General features: G+C 35.8%; 20 protein-coding genes, 1 pseudogene and 1 riboswitch. All 21 genes and pseudogenes read left to right on the plus strand.

What is annotated here, in order from left to right:
• Window positions 1-221: 221 nt before the first annotated feature.
• Window positions 222-665 carry a hypothetical protein gene (locus BJL90_RS14980; protein ID WP_070969712.1) on the plus strand — a complete coding sequence of 148 codons (444 nt, stop codon included), beginning with the start codon at window positions 222-224 and terminating at the stop codon, window positions 663-665.
• Between the two features lie 102 nt (window positions 666-767).
• Window positions 768-1,271, plus strand: coding sequence for a YqeG family HAD IIIA-type phosphatase (locus tag BJL90_RS14985; protein WP_070969713.1), 504 nt, complete (start codon window positions 768-770; stop codon window positions 1,269-1,271).
• 5 nt (window positions 1,272-1,276) lie between these two features.
• Complete coding sequence (gene aroE / locus BJL90_RS14990; protein WP_070969715.1) at window positions 1,277-2,143, plus strand: shikimate dehydrogenase; 867 nt, start codon at window positions 1,277-1,279, stop codon at window positions 2,141-2,143.
• 154 nt (window positions 2,144-2,297) lie between these two features.
• Window positions 2,298-2,380, plus strand: a riboswitch (cyclic di-GMP riboswitch).
• Window positions 2,381-2,467: 87 nt separating this feature from the next.
• A complete protein-coding gene (locus tag BJL90_RS14995) occupies window positions 2,468-4,153 on the plus strand; it encodes a GspE/PulE family protein (protein WP_070969718.1) in 1,686 nt (561 codons plus the stop codon).
• 17 nt (window positions 4,154-4,170) lie between these two features.
• Window positions 4,171-5,226 carry a type IV pilus twitching motility protein PilT gene (locus BJL90_RS15000; RefSeq protein WP_070969720.1) on the plus strand — a complete coding sequence of 352 codons (1,056 nt, stop codon included), beginning with the start codon at window positions 4,171-4,173 and terminating at the stop codon, window positions 5,224-5,226.
• A gap of 42 nt (window positions 5,227-5,268) precedes the next feature.
• The gene (locus BJL90_RS15005) at window positions 5,269-6,483 is read left to right on the plus strand and encodes a type II secretion system F family protein (RefSeq protein WP_070969723.1); all 1,215 of its coding nucleotides are present in this window, start codon (window positions 5,269-5,271) and stop codon (window positions 6,481-6,483) included.
• 25 nt (window positions 6,484-6,508) lie between these two features.
• A complete protein-coding gene (locus BJL90_RS23155; RefSeq protein WP_070969724.1) occupies window positions 6,509-6,907 on the plus strand; it encodes a prepilin-type N-terminal cleavage/methylation domain-containing protein in 399 nt (132 codons plus the stop codon).
• A 677-nt stretch (window positions 6,908-7,584) separates the two neighbouring features.
• Window positions 7,585-9,384, plus strand: coding sequence for a type II secretion system protein (locus BJL90_RS15015; RefSeq protein WP_070969725.1), 1,800 nt, complete (start codon window positions 7,585-7,587; stop codon window positions 9,382-9,384).
• Between the two features lie 84 nt (window positions 9,385-9,468).
• Complete coding sequence (locus BJL90_RS15020; RefSeq protein ID WP_070969727.1) at window positions 9,469-10,140, plus strand: PulJ/GspJ family protein; 672 nt, start codon at window positions 9,469-9,471, stop codon at window positions 10,138-10,140.
• Between the two features lie 38 nt (window positions 10,141-10,178).
• Window positions 10,179-11,807 carry a hypothetical protein gene (locus BJL90_RS15025; protein WP_070969730.1) on the plus strand — a complete coding sequence of 543 codons (1,629 nt, stop codon included), beginning with the start codon at window positions 10,179-10,181 and terminating at the stop codon, window positions 11,805-11,807.
• Between the two features lie 85 nt (window positions 11,808-11,892).
• On the plus strand, window positions 11,893-12,630 hold the full coding sequence (locus BJL90_RS15030; protein ID WP_070973289.1) for a prepilin peptidase: 738 nt from the start codon (window positions 11,893-11,895) through the stop codon (window positions 12,628-12,630).
• Window positions 12,631-12,692: 62 nt separating this feature from the next.
• On the plus strand, window positions 12,693-13,823 hold the full coding sequence (gene pilM, locus BJL90_RS15035; RefSeq protein ID WP_070969734.1) for a type IV pilus assembly protein PilM: 1,131 nt from the start codon (window positions 12,693-12,695) through the stop codon (window positions 13,821-13,823).
• A 19-nt stretch (window positions 13,824-13,842) separates the two neighbouring features.
• Window positions 13,843-14,406 (plus strand): PilN domain-containing protein, encoded by a 564-nt coding sequence (locus BJL90_RS15040; RefSeq protein ID WP_070969738.1) that lies wholly within the window; start codon window positions 13,843-13,845, stop codon window positions 14,404-14,406.
• A complete protein-coding gene (locus BJL90_RS15045) occupies window positions 14,393-15,661 on the plus strand; it encodes a hypothetical protein (protein WP_070969740.1) in 1,269 nt (422 codons plus the stop codon). Before BJL90_RS15040 ends, BJL90_RS15045 begins: the two co-directional genes overlap by 14 nt.
• Window positions 15,662-15,684: 23 nt before the next feature.
• Complete coding sequence (locus BJL90_RS15050; RefSeq protein ID WP_070969743.1) at window positions 15,685-17,508, plus strand: S-layer homology domain-containing protein; 1,824 nt, start codon at window positions 15,685-15,687, stop codon at window positions 17,506-17,508.
• Between the two features lie 139 nt (window positions 17,509-17,647).
• A complete protein-coding gene (locus BJL90_RS15055) occupies window positions 17,648-18,082 on the plus strand; it encodes a pilus assembly FimT family protein (protein WP_070969746.1) in 435 nt (144 codons plus the stop codon).
• Between the two features lie 27 nt (window positions 18,083-18,109).
• Window positions 18,110-18,499: pseudogene (locus BJL90_RS15060) on the plus strand (PulJ/GspJ family protein); the annotation flags it as partial.
• An 18-nt stretch (window positions 18,500-18,517) separates the two neighbouring features.
• Window positions 18,518-19,021, plus strand: a complete 504-nt coding sequence (locus BJL90_RS15065; RefSeq protein WP_070969752.1) for a PilW family protein — start codon at window positions 18,518-18,520, stop codon at window positions 19,019-19,021.
• 12 nt (window positions 19,022-19,033) lie between these two features.
• Window positions 19,034-19,639: a hypothetical protein gene (locus tag BJL90_RS15070; RefSeq protein WP_070969754.1), complete on the plus strand. Its 606-nt coding sequence runs from the start codon at window positions 19,034-19,036 to the stop codon at window positions 19,637-19,639.
• A gap of 154 nt (window positions 19,640-19,793) precedes the next feature.
• Window positions 19,794-20,057 carry a late competence development ComFB family protein gene (locus tag BJL90_RS15075; RefSeq protein WP_070969757.1) on the plus strand — a complete coding sequence of 88 codons (264 nt, stop codon included), beginning with the start codon at window positions 19,794-19,796 and terminating at the stop codon, window positions 20,055-20,057.
• A 118-nt stretch (window positions 20,058-20,175) separates the two neighbouring features.
• Complete coding sequence (gene aroQ, locus BJL90_RS15080; RefSeq protein WP_070969759.1) at window positions 20,176-20,610, plus strand: type II 3-dehydroquinate dehydratase; 435 nt, start codon at window positions 20,176-20,178, stop codon at window positions 20,608-20,610.

Here is a 20,610-nt window from a genome sequence, read left to right on the forward strand (position 1 = left end):
CATTTAGAAAAAATAAGGAAAATGTTGAAATTTACTTATTTCCAAGGAAATAAGAGCAACCAAAGAACCATTCCTTAAGGGCAAATATAATGAAGATTTCCTACAATATTTACCACTTAGTTTGTGGTATAATGATATTAATTACTTAAGTATGCAGGGTAAATGATCTGTCTAAAAAGTAGTTGTTTAACCAAATCTATTATAGTAAGGTAGGGAATGCTATGGATAAACATAAAGGCTATTTAGGAGGAAGGACCTGTAGAAGGTGTAAAAAAATTATAAACGAAAAATCTTTATATGACTATTGCGCTGAATGCTACAAAAAAGTTGAAGATGTTTTCAATAGCATTAGAGAATATTTAAGGGAATATCCTGGGGCAACCGCTTTTGAGATGGAGCAAAGACTAGGAATTCCTATACATGTAATTAACAACTTTGTTAGAGATGGCAGATTGATAGAAATACCTAATGCCTATCTAAATATGGAATGTCTTCGATGTGGCTGTCTTTTGATTTCTGCCCATCATAAATATTGCCCTGTTTGTGAAATCGCTATAAAAAAGGAATTAGAAAAAGCGAAGGAGTCTTTGACTATAAGTATGGAAAAAAGTGAAAATGAAGGTGCTAAAATGCATTACAAAGCTCATACAAGAAAGAGTGACTAGAAAAACTTTTGTAGCAGCAGTTTAAATTTTATTATTTTCTCTAATAATAAGAGGGATAGATGGAGAAAAAATAAGCTATAGAGGATATGATGAGGTGAAGAAATGAAACTTTTAACGCCAGACTTATATGTAGAATCTATACTGCATTTAGATTTGGAAAAACTAAAAACACGAAATATAAAGGGTTTGATCATTGATATTGATAATACATTGGTGGCATGGGATATTAAATACGCAAGTGAAGAAGCCAAGGAATGGCTGCTTAACCTAAAAAAAGAAGGTTTTGAGGTATGTCTTGTGTCCAATAACACAGAGGATAGGGTGGTTACTTTTAATGAAGCATTGCAGTTGCCAGCTATTCATCGTGCCACGAAACCTAGGCGAGGCGCTTTTAGAAAGGCTATGAGAAAGATGGGAACAGATGTACATAATACAGCAGTAATAGGAGATCAAATATTTACTGATGTTCTAGGCGGCAATAGAATGGGCCTGTTTACAGTTTTAGTGGTGCCAATAGAAAGTAAAGAATTTTGGTGGACAACTCTGGTAAGAAAGGTTGAAAGACATGTTTTAAGGGTGGTATTAAAGGAGCATAGGGGGGACTAAGTAAGATGAAAGGGAGTATTAATGGAAAGACGAAAACGATATGTTTACTGGGAAATCCGGTGGAACACAGTTTTTCTCCTGTTATACATAACTATGGATTTGATCAACAAGGTATAAATTGTGTTTATGTAAATCATAAGGTAGAGGATGAAGATTTAAAGGCAGCAGTTGAAGGGATGAAGGCGCTGGGCTATTTGGGCTGTAATGTAACCTACCCACATAAAATAAACATTATGAACTACTTAGATGAACTGACGGAAGAAGCTAGGCTTATTGGTGCTGTCAATACTGTAAAAAACCAAAATGGAAGGTTCGTTGGATATAATACTGATGGTATGGGATTTGTAAAGGGATTATTGAGGAAGGGCATAGATCTAAATGGAAAAAAAATATGTATGTTAGGGGCTGGAGGTGCTGCTAAAAGTATAGCAGTAGCTCTAGCCATTCATTTTGATTGCAGCATAGCTATTTGTAATAGGCGTTTTGAAAGTGCTATAAAGATTCTTAATGTTATCAATAATATTAAAGAAGCACGCGAAGAAAAACATAAATATGTGGCACCTGAGGATTTGGACACCACGAAAATAGATATCCTCATTAACTGCACCCCGGTAGGTATGGTACCTAATGAGGATGTGGTACCCTTTGAAGATAGGATAGAATTTCATGAAAACTTAATTGTAAGTGATTTGATCTATCATCCATTTGAAACAGCGCTGCTAAAAAAAGCAAAAAAACATGGTTGTAAAATTCATCATGGGCTTGATATGCTGATTGATCAAGGAATTTTAGCTTTTGAAATTTGGACAGGAGAGAAACTTGAGTTTGAAAGTCTTAAGCAGCTATTATGGGAAATTATCTACAAGCAATAAAAAATTGCCTCTAAATGAAGGGGCAATTTTTTATATATTAAATAAAACTCTAAAAGATGTTAAGAAAAATGGAAAATCAGGAGGAATTTACAATTATTTATAGAATATATATTTCATAAGTGGTAAAGTTTAACATAATTGTATATTCAGTCAATAAAAGGATAGAACAGAAGAACTACAGCTATATTTGGACGCTTAAGCTGTAGGGATGTAGTGGCGTAACCGGCTAACAATGATATAGATTGTTAGCCTTTGCTTTTTTGCAGGAAAAGTTTTGAAGTTTTTATCTGTTTGAAGCTATTGAATGATAAAGGGGCTGACATCATGATTACTAAAAACATGCGATTGGGTGATATCCTTCTTCGTTCTGGATTAATTACCGAAGAAGAATTGAAAACTGCTCTTGACCTTCAAAAGAAAAGAGGCAAAAAATTAGGAGAACTATTGATTGAAGAGGGCTTTGTGACGGAAAATCAGATCATTGAAGTCCTTGAATTTCAGCTAGGTGTACCTCATATGAATTTAAATAAATATTATATTAATCCACAGGCACCTAAAAAAATCAGTGAAAATTTAGCACGTAAACACTTGCTGATTCCTATAAATATCATCGGTGAAAAACTGATTGTTGCTATGGCAGATCCACTAAACATATTGGCGGTAGATGATGTAAAGCTGACAACTGGGTTAGATGTAGATGTTGTCATTGCCACCACCAATGATATATTAAACGCCATCAACAAATATTTTGACAACAGAGAAGTAGCAGAGCAAGCTATAGAGGAATTTACTACACAGCAAAGACCGCAAGAAACAGATGAAAAGGATAGTCAGCTTCAAGCTGATATCAACAATGCGCCTGTTGTAAAGCTAGTCAATACCATCATTACCCAGGCTGTAAAATCTAAGGCCAGTGACATCCATATTGAGCCCTTTGAAAAAAATGTCCGTATTCGCTATCGGATTGATGGGGATTTAAAAGAAATTATGACACCGGCGAAGGCAACCCATTCAGCTATTGTTACACGAATAAAAATCATCAGCAAACTAGATATCTCTGAAAAAAGGGTACCTCAGGATGGAAGAGTTGAAATTATGATAGAAAATCGCCCCATTGATATGCGGGTCTCTGTGCTGCCCACCGTCTATGGAGAAAAAGTTGTTATACGTTTATTAGATAGGAGCAGCATTGTTATAAAAAAAGAGCAACTTGGATTTACACAACAAAACTTAAAGCTTTTTAATAGCATTATAAAAAGTCCCGAAGGAATTATTTTGCTCACTGGACCAACAGGCAGCGGTAAAACCACCACATTGTACACCATGCTACAGGAACTTAATGAAGTTAATAAAAATATCATTACGGTAGAGGACCCTGTAGAATACAGACTGGATGGTATTAATCAAGTGCAGGTGAACATCAAGGCAGGCATGACCTTTGCAGCGGGGCTAAGATCGATACTTCGTCAAGACCCTGACATTATTATGGTAGGGGAAATCAGAGATGTAGAAACCGCACAAATAGCAGTAAGAGCAGCTATAACGGGGCATTTGGTTTTAAGTACCCTTCATACCAATGATACCGCCAGCTCTATTGCAAGACTGATGGATATGGGCATCGATACTTATCTAGTGGCTTCTTCTGTGGTGGGAATTATTGCCCAAAGGCTTGTAAAAAAAGTCTGTGTACATTGTAAAATCACTTATCAGCCTACAGAAGAAGAAAAGCTCATTCTGCAGGAACAAGGGGAATTCCTATTGCATAAGGGAAAGGGATGTAATGCCTGCAACAATACCGGTTATTTAGGAAGAACCGCTATTCATGAAATTATGCCAATAAATAGGGAAATAAGGATGTTGATTAATAGACATGCTGAAAGTGATTTGATCAAAGACAAAGCCCTTGAAGCTGGGATGTTAACCCTTTTTGAATCCTGTAGATTGCTGGTACTAAAGGGGGTTACTACTGTAGATGAGCTACTAAGAGTAACCTATAGCGTAGACATTTAGTGGGGAGGTGAGAAAATTTGAATATTATTGAATTATTAACAAAAGCAGTGGAGGCAAAGGCGTCGGATATACATATCACAGTGGCTTCTCCCCCTATGATCAGAGTAAATGGCAAGCTAATGAAGATCGGAGAAACAAGGCTTTCTCCTGAGGATACAAAAAACATTGTTCAACAAATGATGACTCCTGATCAAATGCTATTGTTTAAAGAAAAGGGAGAACTAGATTTTTCTTACTCTAATGCCGGCTTAGGTAGATTTAGGGTAAATGCCTATAAGCAAAGAGGAAGCTATAGCATGGCCATTAGAATTGTAACCTTTAAAGTCCCAACGATTGAAGAATTAAAGCTGCCTCCGATAATTACCGAACTATCTAAAAAACAAAGGGGATTAATTTTGGTGACAGGCCCCACCGGTAGTGGAAAATCCACTACATTGGCGGCGATGATCAACTATATGAATGAAAATAGAAATGATCATATCTTAACCCTTGAAGATCCCATTGAGTATTTACACAAGCATAACAAAAGTGTTGTTAACCAAAGAGAAATAGGTAATGACTCCTATAGTTTTGCCAATGCCCTGCGGTCTGCCTTGAGACAAGATCCTGATGTCATCCTTGTGGGGGAGATGCGGGACTTAGAAACAATCAGTACTGCCATTACAGCTGCTGAAACCGGGCATCTTGTATTATCTACTTTACATACAATCGGTGCTGCTAAAACCATAGACAGGATTATTGATGTATTTCCACCCCATCAGCAGCAACAGATAAAAGTACAGCTTTCTTCTGTACTAGAGGGAGTGATTTCTCAGCAGCTTTTACCCAAAGCTGATGAATCCGGCAGGGTTGCTGCCTTCGAAGTGATGGTTACCAATCCAGCCATAAGGAACCTTATCCGAGAAGGAAAAACCCATCAAATGCAAACAGTGATTCAGACGGGGGCAAAGCTGGGGATGAAGACAATGGATGCTTCACTAATGGATTTATACCGTAACGGCATAATTAACAAAACAGCCCTACAAAAATATGCAGTAGATATAGATATGATTAGCCGTCAAGTGGGTATGTAAAAGAAAAGAATTTCTATTGGAGGGCAGAAGGGTGGTGGTTCATTGGCAAGTACTTTTAAGTATAAAGCTGTTACCAGTAAGGGAGAAGCTATAGAAGGAAGCTTAACTGCTGAGTCTAAGGATGAAGTTATTCGGATGATTCGGCAAAATCAACAAATTCCTGTAAAAATAGAGGAAAGCAAGGGGAAATCAAAGGAAGTAAAAGAACTTACACTTTTCAAACCAAAGGTAAAGGTAAAAGACCTTACGGTATTTTGCAAGCAGTTTTATACCATGTTGAATGCAGGGATGTCCTTAACCAACTGCTTAGAGGTTTTGATAGATCAAACAGAAAACAAAACATTGAAGGTTGTTATTGGAGACCTTTTTACCCAAGTGCAAAAAGGAGCTGTATTATCAGAGGCCATGAAAAAACATAAAAAAATATTTCCCACCATACTGATTAGCATGGTGGAGGCGGGAGAACTTACAGGTACCCTTGATGAGATTTTAGGCAGGATGTCAGAGCATTTTGAAAAGGAAGGCAAAATAAACGCTAAAATCAAGGGGGCTATGATGTATCCTCTGATTTTAAGTATTGTAGCTATTGGTGTTGTGATTTTTCTTTTGGTAGTTATTATGCCAACCTTTATCGGTATGTTTACCTCTTCTGGTGTAGCACTACCTTTACCTACAAGGATGCTATTGGCCTTTAGCAATGCTTTAACTCAATTTTGGTATGTATTTATGTTTGCGATTGTCGGTACAATGTTTCTTCTTCATAGAATCCTCAGTACCGATAATGGAAAAAGAGCCTATGACAAATTGAAGTTTAAAATTCCAATCATAAAAGGCTCTATAACAAAAATTATTACTTCAAGATTTACCAGAACATTATCATCTCTACTGTCCAGTGGTATACCTATCATTTCAGCCTTAGAGGCCTCTGCCAATGTAACCAACAACAAAGTGGTGATAGAGGGTATCGAGATGGTGGTAGAGGACATAAGAAAGGGGGTTAGTTTAGCGGTACTACTAAAGAAAATCAACATTTTTCCACCCATGATGATCTCTATGGTCAGCATTGGTGAAGAATCCGGTTCCTTAGATACCATGCTTTCAAAAACAGCAGATTTTTACGATCAAGAACTGGAGGCCGCCATACAGCAGATGGTTTCCCTGCTGGAGCCAATCATGATTGTGGTGATGGCGGTAATTATTGGCTTTATTGTCATTGCGATGATGCTGCCTATGTTTGATATGATGCAGACGATTTAAAAAAAGAAATAAAGGAGGAGAAGAAATGATTCAATACTTATGTACGAAAGTGAGAAATAAAAAGGGTTTTACTTTGATAGAATTAATTGTTGTTATTGCTATATTAGGGATTTTGGCAGGGATTGCTGTGCCGAGGTTTACGAATGTTGGAGATAGTGCAAAAATATCTGCTGATGAAGCAACGGCTAGAACGATAGTGGGGGCAGTTAATTTAGCTATAGCTGCTGGAGATTTAGTAATACATGATGGTGATTTTGTAGATACAACTGATGACTCAAAGATTAGTGAAATTTTAGATTTTCTATCACCAAAATACTTAGAACCTGGTTTGAAATCTCAATCAGGAACGTTCAATATAACTGTTGACGCAAATGGAGCTATAACAATTACTAATGGCTCTGTAACTCTTTATCCTAAGAATTAAGGGTAGTTAAGAACAGCACAAGAACACATAGGGACAGTTCTCTTGTGTTCATGCATGTTCAAGTACAGTTCTATTGTGTTGCTTTTAAAATAATTAGTACGCTATAGTGCTAGATACTTTGTTTATTAATTTATTTTATGAATTAACAAAATTCAGATCTTATGAATCACAAATAAAATATGGAGGAAAATATTTTCCTCCATATTTTAAAAATCAAACTGAATAAAACATGTTGAGATGATTCTCTTGTGTTTAGTGTGGTAAGGATGAAGTTGTTGAAGGTGGTGGAAATAGCTTATTAGATGTAATTCTTGTCATTAGTTGTATTTTCTTAAGAGAAAACTATAGATATTGAAGCTATAAGATTTGTGTAGGATGTCCATGGTAGAATTGCTAACAGGTATTATTTTTTAAAAATAATTATGTAACTATTTTTTGCATTTTAAATAATTTTAGCGACTATTTCGATTATTATTTTTACTGACTACGATCATAAAATTATACCCAACGAGTTTCTTTATAGTTAGATTTTGGGTAGGATTATTATATAAACTAAAATACAGACAACAATGTGTTATGGATTAACACGTTGGAGTAGTTCTCTTGTATTATTAGAACTGATATAAGAAAGTTGGCTGCTTTTTGAGTTGAAGTGATCAGACGAGGAGATATCAATTATGGGTAAAAAAGAATTTTTTTATAATAAAAAAGGCTTTACACTGGTTGAAATAATCGTCTCTTTAGCATTATTAGGAATGATTGCGATTATGATTTTGCCAATCTTTGTTTTTGGAATAAAAAGCAGTACTTTTCATCGCACTACCATGTCCGCGGCCCAAATTGCCAGTAATCAGCTAGAGTGGTTAAGAACGTTGGATTACGATGATGAGCTTGGATTGGTGGGAGGCTATACTCCTAGCGGAATCGTTAATGAAAATTTGTTTCAAAATAAGTTAAATACAGACCCATATATAATAGATGGAGTTGAATATCGAGTTAGAACCAGGATATCTTGGGAAGATGATGTTAGTGTAACAGGGCGTCAGGTGGATGATGCACGAAAAAAAGTTGATGTTATTGTATATGCCTACAATCCCTTCACAAAAGCAGAGGGGGAGTATTCGCTTCTAGGAACGATGTTTACCTTTGAGGGGCAGGAAAATCCGACTACCCCAGGAATCAGAGTGTATGTATCTTTAGGAGACGCTCCAGGAGCTGGGGTACATCGAGTTCTTATTGAGATGACAGGTGATGCAGCTAATTTGACATTTACTGATGTTAATGGTAGGGCTGTGTTTCCTAATTTACCTCAGGGTGTTGGCAACTATTTTATCAGACCACTATCTTGGGATCATCCTAGAAAGATGATGGTGAGACCGCATAATGTAGAAGATGTATCTAATTATAATGACCAACGGTGGGTTTATAGCCGTAAAGCAGTAGGTGTTCCAAGTGATGTTTCCTTTTGCGTAGATTTTCCTGGATACCTTCAATTTTTTAACAATACAATACCAAACTTCCTGATTTGGCTGAAGCCTTATGGTACCGAGGCTGATGGTATACGTGAACCAAACCCAGCTCCAACGCCACCAAGAAGGTCAGGATTGACAACTTCTTTAGAGAAATTGAAGGAAAAACACTTAGAATTATGGCCTCATTGGCAGTATGAATATCAACTCATTAGTTCTGCTGGCAGTCCACTTAATAGTTATTATCTAGCAACAAAAGAAGATGGTTTTTGGCAGGAATTGCAGCAAAAATTTTCTTTTAATACACCTACAAATAATGAAGTAACAAAGGATGTACTTCTGCATATGGGCTTTAAGCATGTAGATAAAAATATAAGCAGTTTGATAGAGTCTGAAAAAGTAAAGCATGGTGACATAGTAATTATTGAAGAAGATGATGCTGGTAATGAAATAGAAACACATGAATTACCATACATTAGGATGGAGTTATCTTTTACTGATGCGTTAGATATCACTGACTCAATTCAACTCCAATTCAGCGATGAAGAGGTTTTTCAAGGAAATGTTTGGGAGTACAATCTCGAAGATGATCGAGTAACTATATTTAAAAACGACAGTTTAATGGATCTAGAAAACTGGAACGACTTAGATTATATAAGGAAACATTACATTAACAGGCAGGAATCAGATCCTAGAAGAGTGGATTATTCTATAGAACGTAATCATAACAAACTGATTATTACTATTTTAGACACTGATTTTGATAATAGTGCTTCTGCTGATTTTTATTCTTTCGTCAATGAGACTTCATCGGATCAGTTATATATTAACATACCAAATCCTGAAGACAATGACTTTAATAAAGCTATAAAATCTGTGGATGGAATACCTCTGTGGGGTTATACACTGAGTGATGGGGCAATAGATATCTCCAACAGTAAGTCTTATGGTTTTTTAATGATTAAAGAAAGCAAAGAAACAGATATAGTGAAAAGATATCGACCATAGCTTGATTTCAACTGAGACTTTACGCTTTTTGGTATTAATAGGAGCAATTGTTAACAATAATCAGGAATTTTATGAGGTGATAGGATGCTTCTAAACTACAAGAAACCAATATTAAAAAAATCTCAAACCGTATCAGGGTTTACTTTGGTTGAAGTGATATTGGCATCAGCTCTTACTGTGATAGTCTTAACAGTTGTCTACAATATGTTGTTTTTTGGTATGTTCACCTATGAAGGTGTAAGAGAAAGCAGTCTCGTATCTATAGAAATACAGCCAGTCATTGCTCAGGTTGAAAGAGACGTTAGACAGGCAAGAAAGCCTAATGATACACAAAACTCAGTTGTACGTATTAATGGACATGAATTAATTGTACACACAGATATCACTGGGGATGGAAAACCTGAACAGATTCGATATAAGATAGAATCAGGTGAATTAAAAAGAAGCTATCGTATTCCACAAGGAAGTCAATATCCCTATACTTATTCAGGTAATTATAATAATGAAAAGGTATTGATAAGGAACATTATCAATAGCGATGTTTTTCCTATGCCTTATGATCCCGATCCTTTTAACCCAGCTATTCATGATAAAGAGCGTAAAGAAAAAGTTACTGAACCTGAACATGAATATAGCCCTCCCGACCATAGAAGAAAGCTGAACATAAGGCTTGTTATTGATGATCCAACAGTGCGTGGTGGGAATATTGAAATCCATAAATTTTTAATGTCAAGAAGTCGTGTAGAAGCTGACTGATAGATTGAAGGATTCTTTTGGAAGGGAGAAAATTTGTTATGAAAGTACTAAGAAGTAATAAAGGATTCATTTTACCTTTAACTATGATTATTTTTCTTGTTTTGGTTATTTTTTCCTTATCAATTCTAACGTTGTCAAACAATCAAGGTGTTCTAACTGGATCATTGGTTAACACACAAACTAGTACTAAAGGAGGTCTTATTGGTCAGGAGAAGGCTCTTCAATATGCAGAAGCAGGATATAGTGCATATTTGTGGAAATTGAATGATCATGTAAATTTTTATTTAACACAAGAAAGTCAAGATATGTTAAGGGTTCCAATAGCCTATGAAAATGGCTATTATCAGCTTGATGTTACTTGGCCTTCCGATGAAGATCGTTATGTAACTATTACTTCAACAGGCTGGTCAAAGGATTCACCTGAGATAAAACGTACTATACAAGTACAAATGCAAAAAAAACAGTTTGTTCATCAGGTATATGTTAGTCAAGAGGAGGGAAACAATATTTATTTTGGTGGGTCAGATAAGTTGTATGGACCTGTTCACACAAATGGTATTTTAAAAACGATGGATAACCCAGGACCAGAATTTTTTAATACTGTAACATATACCATTGGCTACCAACAACAAAGTGGTGCTAGACCAACATTCCATAGAGGAGTACCTCAACAAGTTGATGAGTTGGTGATGCAAAAGGCCAACACTGAATTAAAAGCGTGGGCTGAATTAGATGATACCGTGTTTATAGGAAGGACTTGTATTCATTTAGAAGGTGATAAAATCCGAGTCAAGTACCCCAATCCAGATGACTATCAACCAGCAAGTTATCCTAATAATAACACTGGATATATTGAGAAGGTGATCGATATCCCTCCAAATGGCGTGATTTATATTGATGGTGCGGAAGATAGTCAAGGGCGGCCCATAGGAAACAAATGGGAACCTCGTACGGGAAATTTATTTATTGCAGGTACTTTATCTGGAGAGCTAACGATTGCTGCTAAAAATAATATTTATATCACGCATAGTGATCCCACTGAATGGTATGATGATCATCCTTACATAACTACCAATTATATTAACACTCAAAATCCTAATCCTAACATTCCCATGACAATCGACCATCATAATGCAGGGATACATTACCAAAATACGACATTCAACTTAAATAAGACAACAGGTGAAGTAACTATATTAGGAGAAGGAAAAGACATGTTGGGGCTGGTGGCAAACAATTATGTGTATATTTTGCACTATGGCTGGCCTAGAGATGGATCAAGCGATGGAAATCATTCGTGGAATTATAGTTGGGGGTGGGAAAGATATTGGACTTTATTTGTCGGTTATCGGTGGAGGTGGGAGAGAGGATCATTAGATGTGGCACCAAATAATATGAATATTCACGCAACACTGTTTGCCTTAAATCAAGGTTTTGGATTTGAAGAATATACTGAAACACCAGGAAAAAACATGATTTATTTATGGGGAAACATAACACAATATGAGCGTTACGCAGTAAGACGGGGTTCTAGTGGCTATGGAAAACAATATGTTCATGATCCACGTATGTTTTACCATTATCCGCCCCATATTTTGGAACCAATTAACTCTGGTTGGGAAGTAAGAGACTGGAAAGAGCTTAATTCACATCTAACAGATAAATAGTACTAATTTTATTGGTTATTTTCAAAATAAATATTCTAGTTGAAAGGTTTGATTTGTTTTGCACATATATAGCATTGTTTTTCTCATGGGCATAATCATTGGTTCTTTTTTAAATGTATGTATTTATAGAATACCTAAAAATCAATCCATTGTTTACCCTTCATCTCACTGCTCAAGTTGTAATAGATCATTGCAGGTCATGGATTTAATTCCAATCTTCAGTTATTTTATACTGAAGGGGAAATGTAGGTATTGCAGACATAAGATTTCTCTGCGATATCCTATGGTAGAATTATTAACAGGTATTGTTTTTGTTTTGTTACTTTATAAATATGATTTTAGTATTGATTTGCTTTTTTATCTCATATTAGTCAGTACTTTAATTTGTATTTCTTTTATTGACTACGATCATCAAATCATACCTGATGGACTTGTTCTATTAGGTTTTGCAGCAGGATTGATATATAAATTAGTTTTATATTATTTTATAAATGTGCCTATAGAATTCCTAAACAGTATACTAGGTTTTTTAGTAGGAGGAGGGTTCTTTTTATTGATTGCTGTTGTTTCAAAAGGTGGTATGGGTGGCGGTGATATTAAGTTAATAGCTATGTTAGGATTTTGGATTGGCTGGCAGGACGTTATCCTTATCTCTTTTCTAGCCTTTATTATAGGTAGTATTGTTTCTATAATATTGCTAATTACCAAAATAAAATCCCGAAAAGATGCTATACCTTTTGGCCCCTTCATTGCAATATCTAGTTTAATTGTTATCCTTTATAAAAATTATCTTTTAGTACATTATATGAACTTGGTCATGTGACTATTTTGTTGAATAGCGTAACTGAAGACAACTATTAATCATTTTCAAAGGGGTGAGGGTCATTGAAAAGTTTTAAATTGAAAAGCTTTAAATCATTTAGCAAAAACAAAGATGTGCTAGTATTGGATCTAGGAAGTCACAGTGTAAAAGTTATCATAGGAAAATATGAAAAAAGTAAAGTCATTGTTTCTAATGCTTTTACTGTTCCTATTCCACTGGATTGTTATAGAGATGGTAAAATTGTAAACATGCTGGAGGTAAAGGAAGTTTTAAAAAAGGCATTAGAGGAAAACCATGTAAAAACAAAAGCAACAATTTGCACCATAGAAAGTAGTTTCGTTATTACAAGAGAAATCCTGCTGCCAGTGGTGCAGGAGGAAGAATTAAAGGAGATGATCCAATATGAAGTGGGGCAATATTTGCCTATCGAATTAGATAAATATGTAATACAGCATAAGATGATGGAAGAAGTTACAGAAGAAAATATAAGTAAGTATAGAATACTGGTGGTGGCTTTGCCTGTAGAAATTGCATGGAGTCATTTTGAATTGCTTGAGTTTTTGGATTTATCTCCTGTGGCACTAGATCTTCATGCTAATGCAATTTGTAAGATTTTTAATGCTGATGCAGCTATAAATGACACTGAAACCATCGAAAGTAAAACCATTGCGGTAATTGATTTAGGCTATAGTCACATCAATGTAATTATTATCGAAAATGGTATTTATAAATTCAATAGAATGATTGACTTAGGTGCAGGGGATATGGATACAGTGATTGCAAATTATTTAAATCTTGATTTGAAAGAAGTTGAAGAACAAAAGCTGGCGCTTAAAAGTGTGTTTGCTGGTATGGAAGAGGCTGCTGTTTCAAATGAACCAATATCTTTAGAAAAATCCTCTGCTTTAGAAATGACGCTTGATGTAATTAAATCTACTTTAGACAATTGGATTGACGAAATCAATCGCGTGTTTAAATATTATACCAGTAGAAGTGCGGGAAATAGAATTGATGGAATTTTTATTTATGGGGGCAATACTGGTTTTAAGGGGTTAGATCAATATATGACACATACCTTTGGCATTCCTACTGCTAAAGTCAATGGTATCAAGAATGTGGAGATGCTTCATCAGCCAACAGTAGATGACCTGCCAATATATCTTAATGCCATTGCTGCATTAATCAGAAAGTAAAGAGGGGTGAACTTGGGAAATGAGGGACTTTAACTTTTTTGAACCCTACATAAAGGAGCCAGAAAAAACAAATAGTAAGCGTTTGGTTACTTTGAGTGTGCTGACGATTGTAGGTTTTATGATGATATTTTATCCTGTAAAGAACTTTTATGAAGTAAAAACCCTGCAGAAGGAGATTGCTGCTTTAAATGAAGTATTAGAAGCACCTGAGAATATTCATAAGCTACAGCATATAGAAGTTTTGGGTATTGAACTAGCGGAACTAAAGGAAAAGCAACAGCTTTTTAATGATTTACAAACCAGTATGGAGGAACAGGAAATTATTAGTGATTTATTAATTCAATGGATTTTACAGGAGATTCCTCATGACATCTATTTTGATTCGATAAATGTCACCGAGGATGAAATCCAAATACAGAGTAAAGCCCCTCATAAATTTGTCATTGCTCAGATGGAACACAATTTGCGGCACTCCATTCATTTTGATGAGGTGTTTATTCCCTCCATCACAGAAAATAATGGATACTATAGTTTTTCCATTACATTCAAAGCAAAGGATGTGACTGCTGATGGTGTTGAATAGACGAGAAAAAATTTTGATAGGACTATTGGCGGGAATGGTCCTATTGGGTGTTTATTATAAATTCCTATTGGTCCCTCTTGGAGAGGATTTGAGTCAACTGAGATTGGACAAGCAGGAAAAAGAATTTGAATATCTACAGGCAAAGCAGAAACTTGCATCGGAAGTACAGCTAAAGGATGATACTAGCAACTTACATAACGAAATCTTTGATTTCGCAGGTGTCTTTTTTGGAAGTATGCAGCAGGAGGATGTAATTTTACTCTTAAATGATTTTATCCTAGAAAACACCTTGAGAATTTCTTCCCTAAGTTTCCTTGAAGCTAGAACAGAGACTTTTTATAGTGGGGAAGAAGATCAAGAAGCATCTGATGAGAATCAATTAACTGTGGAGGTATTCTCAGCACAGATTAATTTTGAGAGTGATTATGAGGGATTGATGGATTTTTTGCAAAGGATAAGAGAATATGATAAAAAAATCTTAGCAAAGAACCTAAGAATTAATAATAATTCAGGAGGACAGTTATCGGGGAATCTTCTACTAGACTTTTATAGTGTGCCCGAGGTAGATAAATATCTTCCTCAGGAAAATAGTATTTTACATTTTGCCACCTCTGGAGAAGATGAGGAAAAGGTGCCTTGGAATCCATTTACAGCTGTAAATTTCTTTGATGAGGCGGAGGAAGGATCGTCGCTGATAGAAAGCGGTGGATCTATGGAGGTAGCTACCCAAGAAAATCTTACAAGAAAGACGTTGCTTTATGGCTTTGAAAGTGAAAATATTTTTTTTTTAGGGGAACCACGAGATATCTTTGGTATGATATCTTTGGATACAAATTCTATAGAGGGCAGATATGCCGCTAAGGTACAATATGACTTCATCAGAGGTAGAGAATATAATGCTGCCAATCTGGTTTTTGAAGGAGACCCTATTACCATAATAAGACAGCCAGAGATATTAGCTTTGTCTATTTATGCTTATGAAAACAACAACCATAGGATAGGCGTTGTGCTGATTGATTCAAAGGGTCGTGAATTTAAGGTACCTTTAGTGCAGGGGGTAGATTGGTTCGGGTGGCGTAGTGTAGAAACTACCTTGCCTGTGGAAGTTACTTACCCAGCAGTTCTTCAAAGGATTTATATGGAGAGTGAGGATTTCGCGGATAAATTAAAGGGACATTTTTTATTTGATAAACTAGAAGTTGCATATCCTGAGGTTTCGTCTTTTTCTAATGATATTTTAGGAAGAGACGAATAGATTACTGAAAAGAGGTGGCTAATTTGAAAAAAAAGAAAGGGATCATTTTTTTGGTTTCATGTATTATCATCAGTCTCCTTCTAAATAGTGCTTTTGTTTTTGGCGATAAAAAGCAGGAGGAAAAGGATCGTGAAAGTGGTTATGAGGATGGATTACGATGGGGAGAAACCGCTGGAGCCATTCAAGGTTATAGAGATAGAATGAACAGCCAGAGGAACAACTGGGAGCGGGCTTATAAGGATATAAGATCAAAGGTAGTAGCTGATTATAATTTAAAGAGTCAGTCTTATGCTTATAGCAGCAGCTTCGAAGAGGGCTTTAAAGAGGGCTTTGAAATTGGCTATGAAAGAGGCTTTAAAGATATTGCCTATGATAGTAAAATGAGTGCGACGGAAATTGGGGAACTCCACGGTGTTTTTTTTGGCAGGATGTTGGGAGAAAAATATGGACGGCAGGATTATCATCAAAACCTAGAAAGCAATTGGCAGAGGCATCTGCCTACTGAAAGTTCCCTTATTGCAGAATACAATTTAAGAAACGATGCAAAGGAGTATTCTGATGGTTTTTTAGAGGCTTATAAAGAAGGGTTTGAAGAAGCATACCTTTATGCTTACCGTATTTCCAACTATGATGTTCAAAGGGTTACTAAGGAATATGGCATAAGTGATGGCATCGAAGCAGGACAGCAGGCAGGAGCAGCCCTTGGTGTTACTTATTATATTGAAGGAAAAGGAAACAGCTGGCAGAATGCTTATAATTTCTATGAAGCCCAGCAACCCCTACTGACGAGGTTTTTACTACTAAGAGAGGCGCCTCAGTACCGTCTTGGTTTTGTAGAAGGGTTTAAGGAGGGCTTTAGAGCTAGCTTTGTCGAGGCCTATCAATCTCTAAATATGCAGGTAGCTACGGAAAACATCAATTTGAAAAAAATCAGTATGTTTGAAGAAGTAATCGAATACATAGAAAAGACCTTTAATTATGTAAATGGTGAGGAGGAAGAAAATGAAGTAAAGTTAGCAGAGTTAGCGATTGAAGCCGGCACGATTTATAGGGAAACCTATATGGGCCTTATAAAGGAAGAAGGCTCCTTCAATGGATATTATAATAAATATGAACCAGCTACGAAGGTTTTTGAGGTGAAAATACTGAATGATTTAAATCAAATACAATTAAGGAAGCCCATGAAGTTGAGTTTTGAATATTTTGGTACGGATCGAGCAGGGGTTTATCAACAGATTAACAACCAGTGGATGTATCAATATAGTCAACTAGAGAATGGTAAAATCACTACAGAAATACCAGCCTCCCTCTATCGAGGCGGGAAATATGTGGTATTAATTGATGATCATTACCAGGAATTAATAGATATTCAAACCCATTGGGCTAGAAAAGAACTATATACCTTTTTAAGAAGAGGATATATTCAGGGAAATCAAGAGAGAAGGTATGCCCCCGACAATCCTATGACAAGAGGAGAGTTTCTTATACTTCTATCTAAGATTCAAAATTGGAATAAGTCGGATGATATGAAAAATGCAGCTGTATTTAAAGATTTTGATAGTTTTGGGGGCTACAGCCAAGTGATTGATTATGCAGTAGGCAGGGGTTATATAAGGGGTTACAGCGATAATACTTTTCAGCCTAATCATCCTATAAGTTATGTGGAAATAGAAGAGAGTATGAAAAAAGTCCTTAGCGACAGTGACTTTAACTGGAATGATTTCGCAGAAAAAATGATGTACGAAAAATACACCCGCTCAAAAAGTCGTATGGATAAAAACCAACCGATGTCTAAGGCAGAGGTGGTTTATATGCTCCATGAACTACAAAGCTATCGAAGACTGTAAAATGGGACTGGGGGATTCCCCAAGTCCTGTTTTTATACAAAATTTGCCATATTTAGCAGGAAAACCAAAAAATGTAGCGAATATTTAAACGATATGAGAAGATAAGCAATGTGCTAATATGGGTAGGTGAAGAAAAGTGATGAAGGATCGAAGAGGATTTACCTTTATTGAGTTAATAGTAACTGTAGCCGTTTTAGCTATCCTTCTTTTGGTGGCTTTGCCTGGTTGTAATGGTTTATATCACAGGTTTCTTTTGAAAACCACTGCTGATGAAATGAAAAGCGCTCTCTACTTAGCACAGCAGTATAGTATAGACGAGTCAAGGGATTATTGTTTTGAATTGTTTGATGATATCTTTAGAATAAGGGAACCAAAAATCGGGGGGGAGATAGCTTATAGGCAAAAAATAGATGAGAAAATTAAAGTATTACCTGGATACAGCTCAGACGTCACTTACAATTGTCATGGCATTACACCCTATAGCAAGTTTGTACTAGCCAACAGAAGGGGAGAACGAGTTCAAGTCGAAGTGATGCTGGGGACTGGCAGGGTGAGAGTGTCTGATATTTATTGAGGTGGGTAAGATGGGGTAAAGAATAGGAAGGGATTTACCTTGATAGAAGTGTTGATAGCTATTATACTATCAGCAGTTATGGTGGTGAGTACTGCTTCTATCCTTGGGGCAATCAATAGAATTTATAAAAGAAGTGTACTTCATTATGAAATCAGTAAAATAGCCCAGGCGGTCATGGAGGAATTGTATTTTACTGATGCTTTAAGAGAGGAAGGATTCGATACAGCAGAATATACTCTAGAAATAACCAAAGAAAAAATACAAGAAGAAAAAGAAGGTTATCGTGTCAGGGTAAAACTACGGCATAGATCAAAAACCATTGATTATATACTTTATAGTTATACAAGGGACCAGGTTTTTATACCACAAGAAGCTTATCGTGAGATGCCGATAGAACCGTGGGAGTTATTGGATTGAAAAGCGGAGGATTTTACGTTGAAAATATTTCATAGTAATCGAGGAATTACTTTAGTAGAGGTTTTGTTGGCGATGACTTTATTTGCTATCATTCTGATGAGCTTAATAACTATCTTAACACAATATATTAGCTACTATAGAGATTATCATGAAAGATTAGCTATAAAACAAAGTACACGATTGGCTTTAAATTATATTGAAAAACGTATCAGAGAATGTAACCACCAACAAATGATTTATCATGCAGAAAGTCAAACCATAGAAGGACAAAATAGTATGCAGGAGAGGGTTTGGGTTGACTTAAGCGGACAAATAAGGTATGAAGAAAATACGTTGTTATACTTTAATAGAACCACAGGAGAACTAAGAGTCAATAAAAACAAAGAACACAATGTTTTGGTCAGGAATATTAAGGAGATTATCATCAGGGAGATTATAGAAGGAAGACTGATAGAAATAGAAGTCATTGCCGCTGGATTAGACTATTCAGTGAAAACAAGCATAAGACTATGCTATTGGTAGAGGATGAGCCTTATGAAAAGCTATTTGGAAAATGAGGCAGGGTCTATTGCTGCAATCTGTTTTATGTTGGGTGTTACAGTATTGATGTTGGCACTATCGACACTAACTGTCTATGTCAATGATTATGCTGCTGTTGTGTCTAATAGTGATGCTATAAAGGCATACTATTTAGCAGAAATGGCGGCGCAAGAAACCTTGTGGGAGCTCATGGAAACGACGGAAGCACTAGTTCTTGTATATTTTTCTCATCTAAAGCAACATAAAATAAATTATATGAGGAATGTGGAAAAAGAAATTTATGAGGCATATCATCCACCAGTTTTTAATAACTATTTAGAAAGCTATCTTATTAGCCATTTGTCAAACTTTAAGAAAGAAGCAAAGAATCCTTTCTTAGATTATAGTCACCCTCATAGGTATGAAAGCAAGTTAAATTATAATGCTGCAGAAAGTACAATTGTAATAGAAGGGACAGGGGTTTATAACAATGCTAGAAGGAGGGTGAAAATGGAGGTAAAGGTTCCCTATCAAGTGCAGGAGGGAATAGATACCTACCATCTCCCTAGTACAGTAATCTATCCACCAAGGATCAGTGGATACTATCAAATTGTTCTGTAGGGCATGAAGACAGAACTCTAGTTTCCATGAAAGCAAACGTTTTTTCATAGGTATATTTGACGTTATTTTGTGCATAGGAGAGATTCCACAAGCATCTATAAATAATGATGAAAAATATAGTGGATGTAGGAAAAAATTATAAGGGGGGAGATTTATGGAGGTTAGAAATTATATGGAGGTTGTCGTACAGCATTTGTTACCAGGGATTTTAAAACGTAATCCAGAGGTATGTAGTTGTGAGAGATGTATAGCAGATATAAAAGCTATAGCACTAAATTCCCTGCCACCTAAATATATAGCCTCTGAATCAGGGGAAGTTTATTCGAAAATTCATGCTTTGTCGCTTCAATTTGAGGTGGATGTTACTAATGCGATTCTTCATGCTATGAACAAAGTAAAGAACAAGCCTCAACATTAATCGGTTACATATTCATAGAAAATGATGAGATGGTTAAAATAAATCAAATAACTATTCAAATATTAAAAAATGTGGTATGATAGTATAGAATTTTACATAAAGGAAGTGTTTAGGAACTTTGGAAAAATATTTAGTAATTCACGGACCGAATTTAAATCTTCTCGGAACACGAGAGCCAGAGGTTTATGGCACAATGACATTAAACCAGGTAAATGAAAAATTACTAGAGGAAGCTGAAAAAAACAGTGTAGAATTGGACATAATTCAAAGTAATGATGAGGGTGAGATTATTCATTTACTGCATAAGCACGGAGACCTACAAGGAGTTATTATTAACCCAGCAGCCTATAGTCATTATAGTGTGGCCATCCATGATGCTATAAAGTCCATCAGTATTCCTGTTGTAGAAGTACATTTAAGTAATATTCATAGTAGAGAGGAATTTAGAAGAAAGTCGGTTACGGCGGCAGCTTGTATTGGTCAAATTAGTGGTTTTGGCTACCATAGTTACCTATTAGGACTCTATGCACTTATTCATCATAACCAATCATAG

The organism is Clostridium formicaceticum (assembly GCF_001854185.1).
In the GTDB taxonomy this organism is placed as follows: domain Bacteria; phylum Bacillota; class Clostridia; order Peptostreptococcales; family Natronincolaceae; genus Andreesenella; species Andreesenella formicacetica.

Excerpts from the sequence above, each read along its gene's own strand:
- BJL90_RS14980 (WP_070969712.1), top strand. The coding sequence starts at position 222 with ATGGATAAACATAAAGGCTATTTAGGAGGAAGGACCTGTAGAAGGTGT.
- BJL90_RS14985 (WP_070969713.1), top strand. The coding sequence starts at position 768 with ATGAAACTTTTAACGCCAGACTTATATGTAGAATCTATACTGCATTTA.
- aroE (WP_070969715.1), top strand. The coding sequence starts at position 1,277 with ATGAAAGGGAGTATTAATGGAAAGACGAAAACGATATGTTTACTGGGA.
- BJL90_RS14995 (WP_070969718.1), top strand. The coding sequence starts at position 2,468 with ATGATTACTAAAAACATGCGATTGGGTGATATCCTTCTTCGTTCTGGA.
- BJL90_RS23155 (WP_070969724.1), top strand. The coding sequence starts at position 6,509 with ATGATTCAATACTTATGTACGAAAGTGAGAAATAAAAAGGGTTTTACT.
- BJL90_RS15015 (WP_070969725.1), top strand. The coding sequence starts at position 7,585 with ATGGGTAAAAAAGAATTTTTTTATAATAAAAAAGGCTTTACACTGGTT.
- BJL90_RS15020 (WP_070969727.1), top strand. The coding sequence starts at position 9,469 with ATGCTTCTAAACTACAAGAAACCAATATTAAAAAAATCTCAAACCGTA.
- BJL90_RS15025 (WP_070969730.1), top strand. The coding sequence starts at position 10,179 with ATGAAAGTACTAAGAAGTAATAAAGGATTCATTTTACCTTTAACTATG.
- BJL90_RS15030 (WP_070973289.1), top strand. The coding sequence starts at position 11,893 with ATGGGCATAATCATTGGTTCTTTTTTAAATGTATGTATTTATAGAATA.
- BJL90_RS15040 (WP_070969738.1), top strand. The coding sequence starts at position 13,843 with ATGAGGGACTTTAACTTTTTTGAACCCTACATAAAGGAGCCAGAAAAA.
- BJL90_RS15045 (WP_070969740.1), top strand. The coding sequence starts at position 14,393 with ATGGTGTTGAATAGACGAGAAAAAATTTTGATAGGACTATTGGCGGGA.
- BJL90_RS15055 (WP_070969746.1), top strand. The coding sequence starts at position 17,648 with ATGAAGGATCGAAGAGGATTTACCTTTATTGAGTTAATAGTAACTGTA.
- BJL90_RS15070 (WP_070969754.1), top strand. The coding sequence starts at position 19,034 with ATGAAAAGCTATTTGGAAAATGAGGCAGGGTCTATTGCTGCAATCTGT.
- BJL90_RS15075 (WP_070969757.1), top strand. The coding sequence starts at position 19,794 with ATGGAGGTTAGAAATTATATGGAGGTTGTCGTACAGCATTTGTTACCA.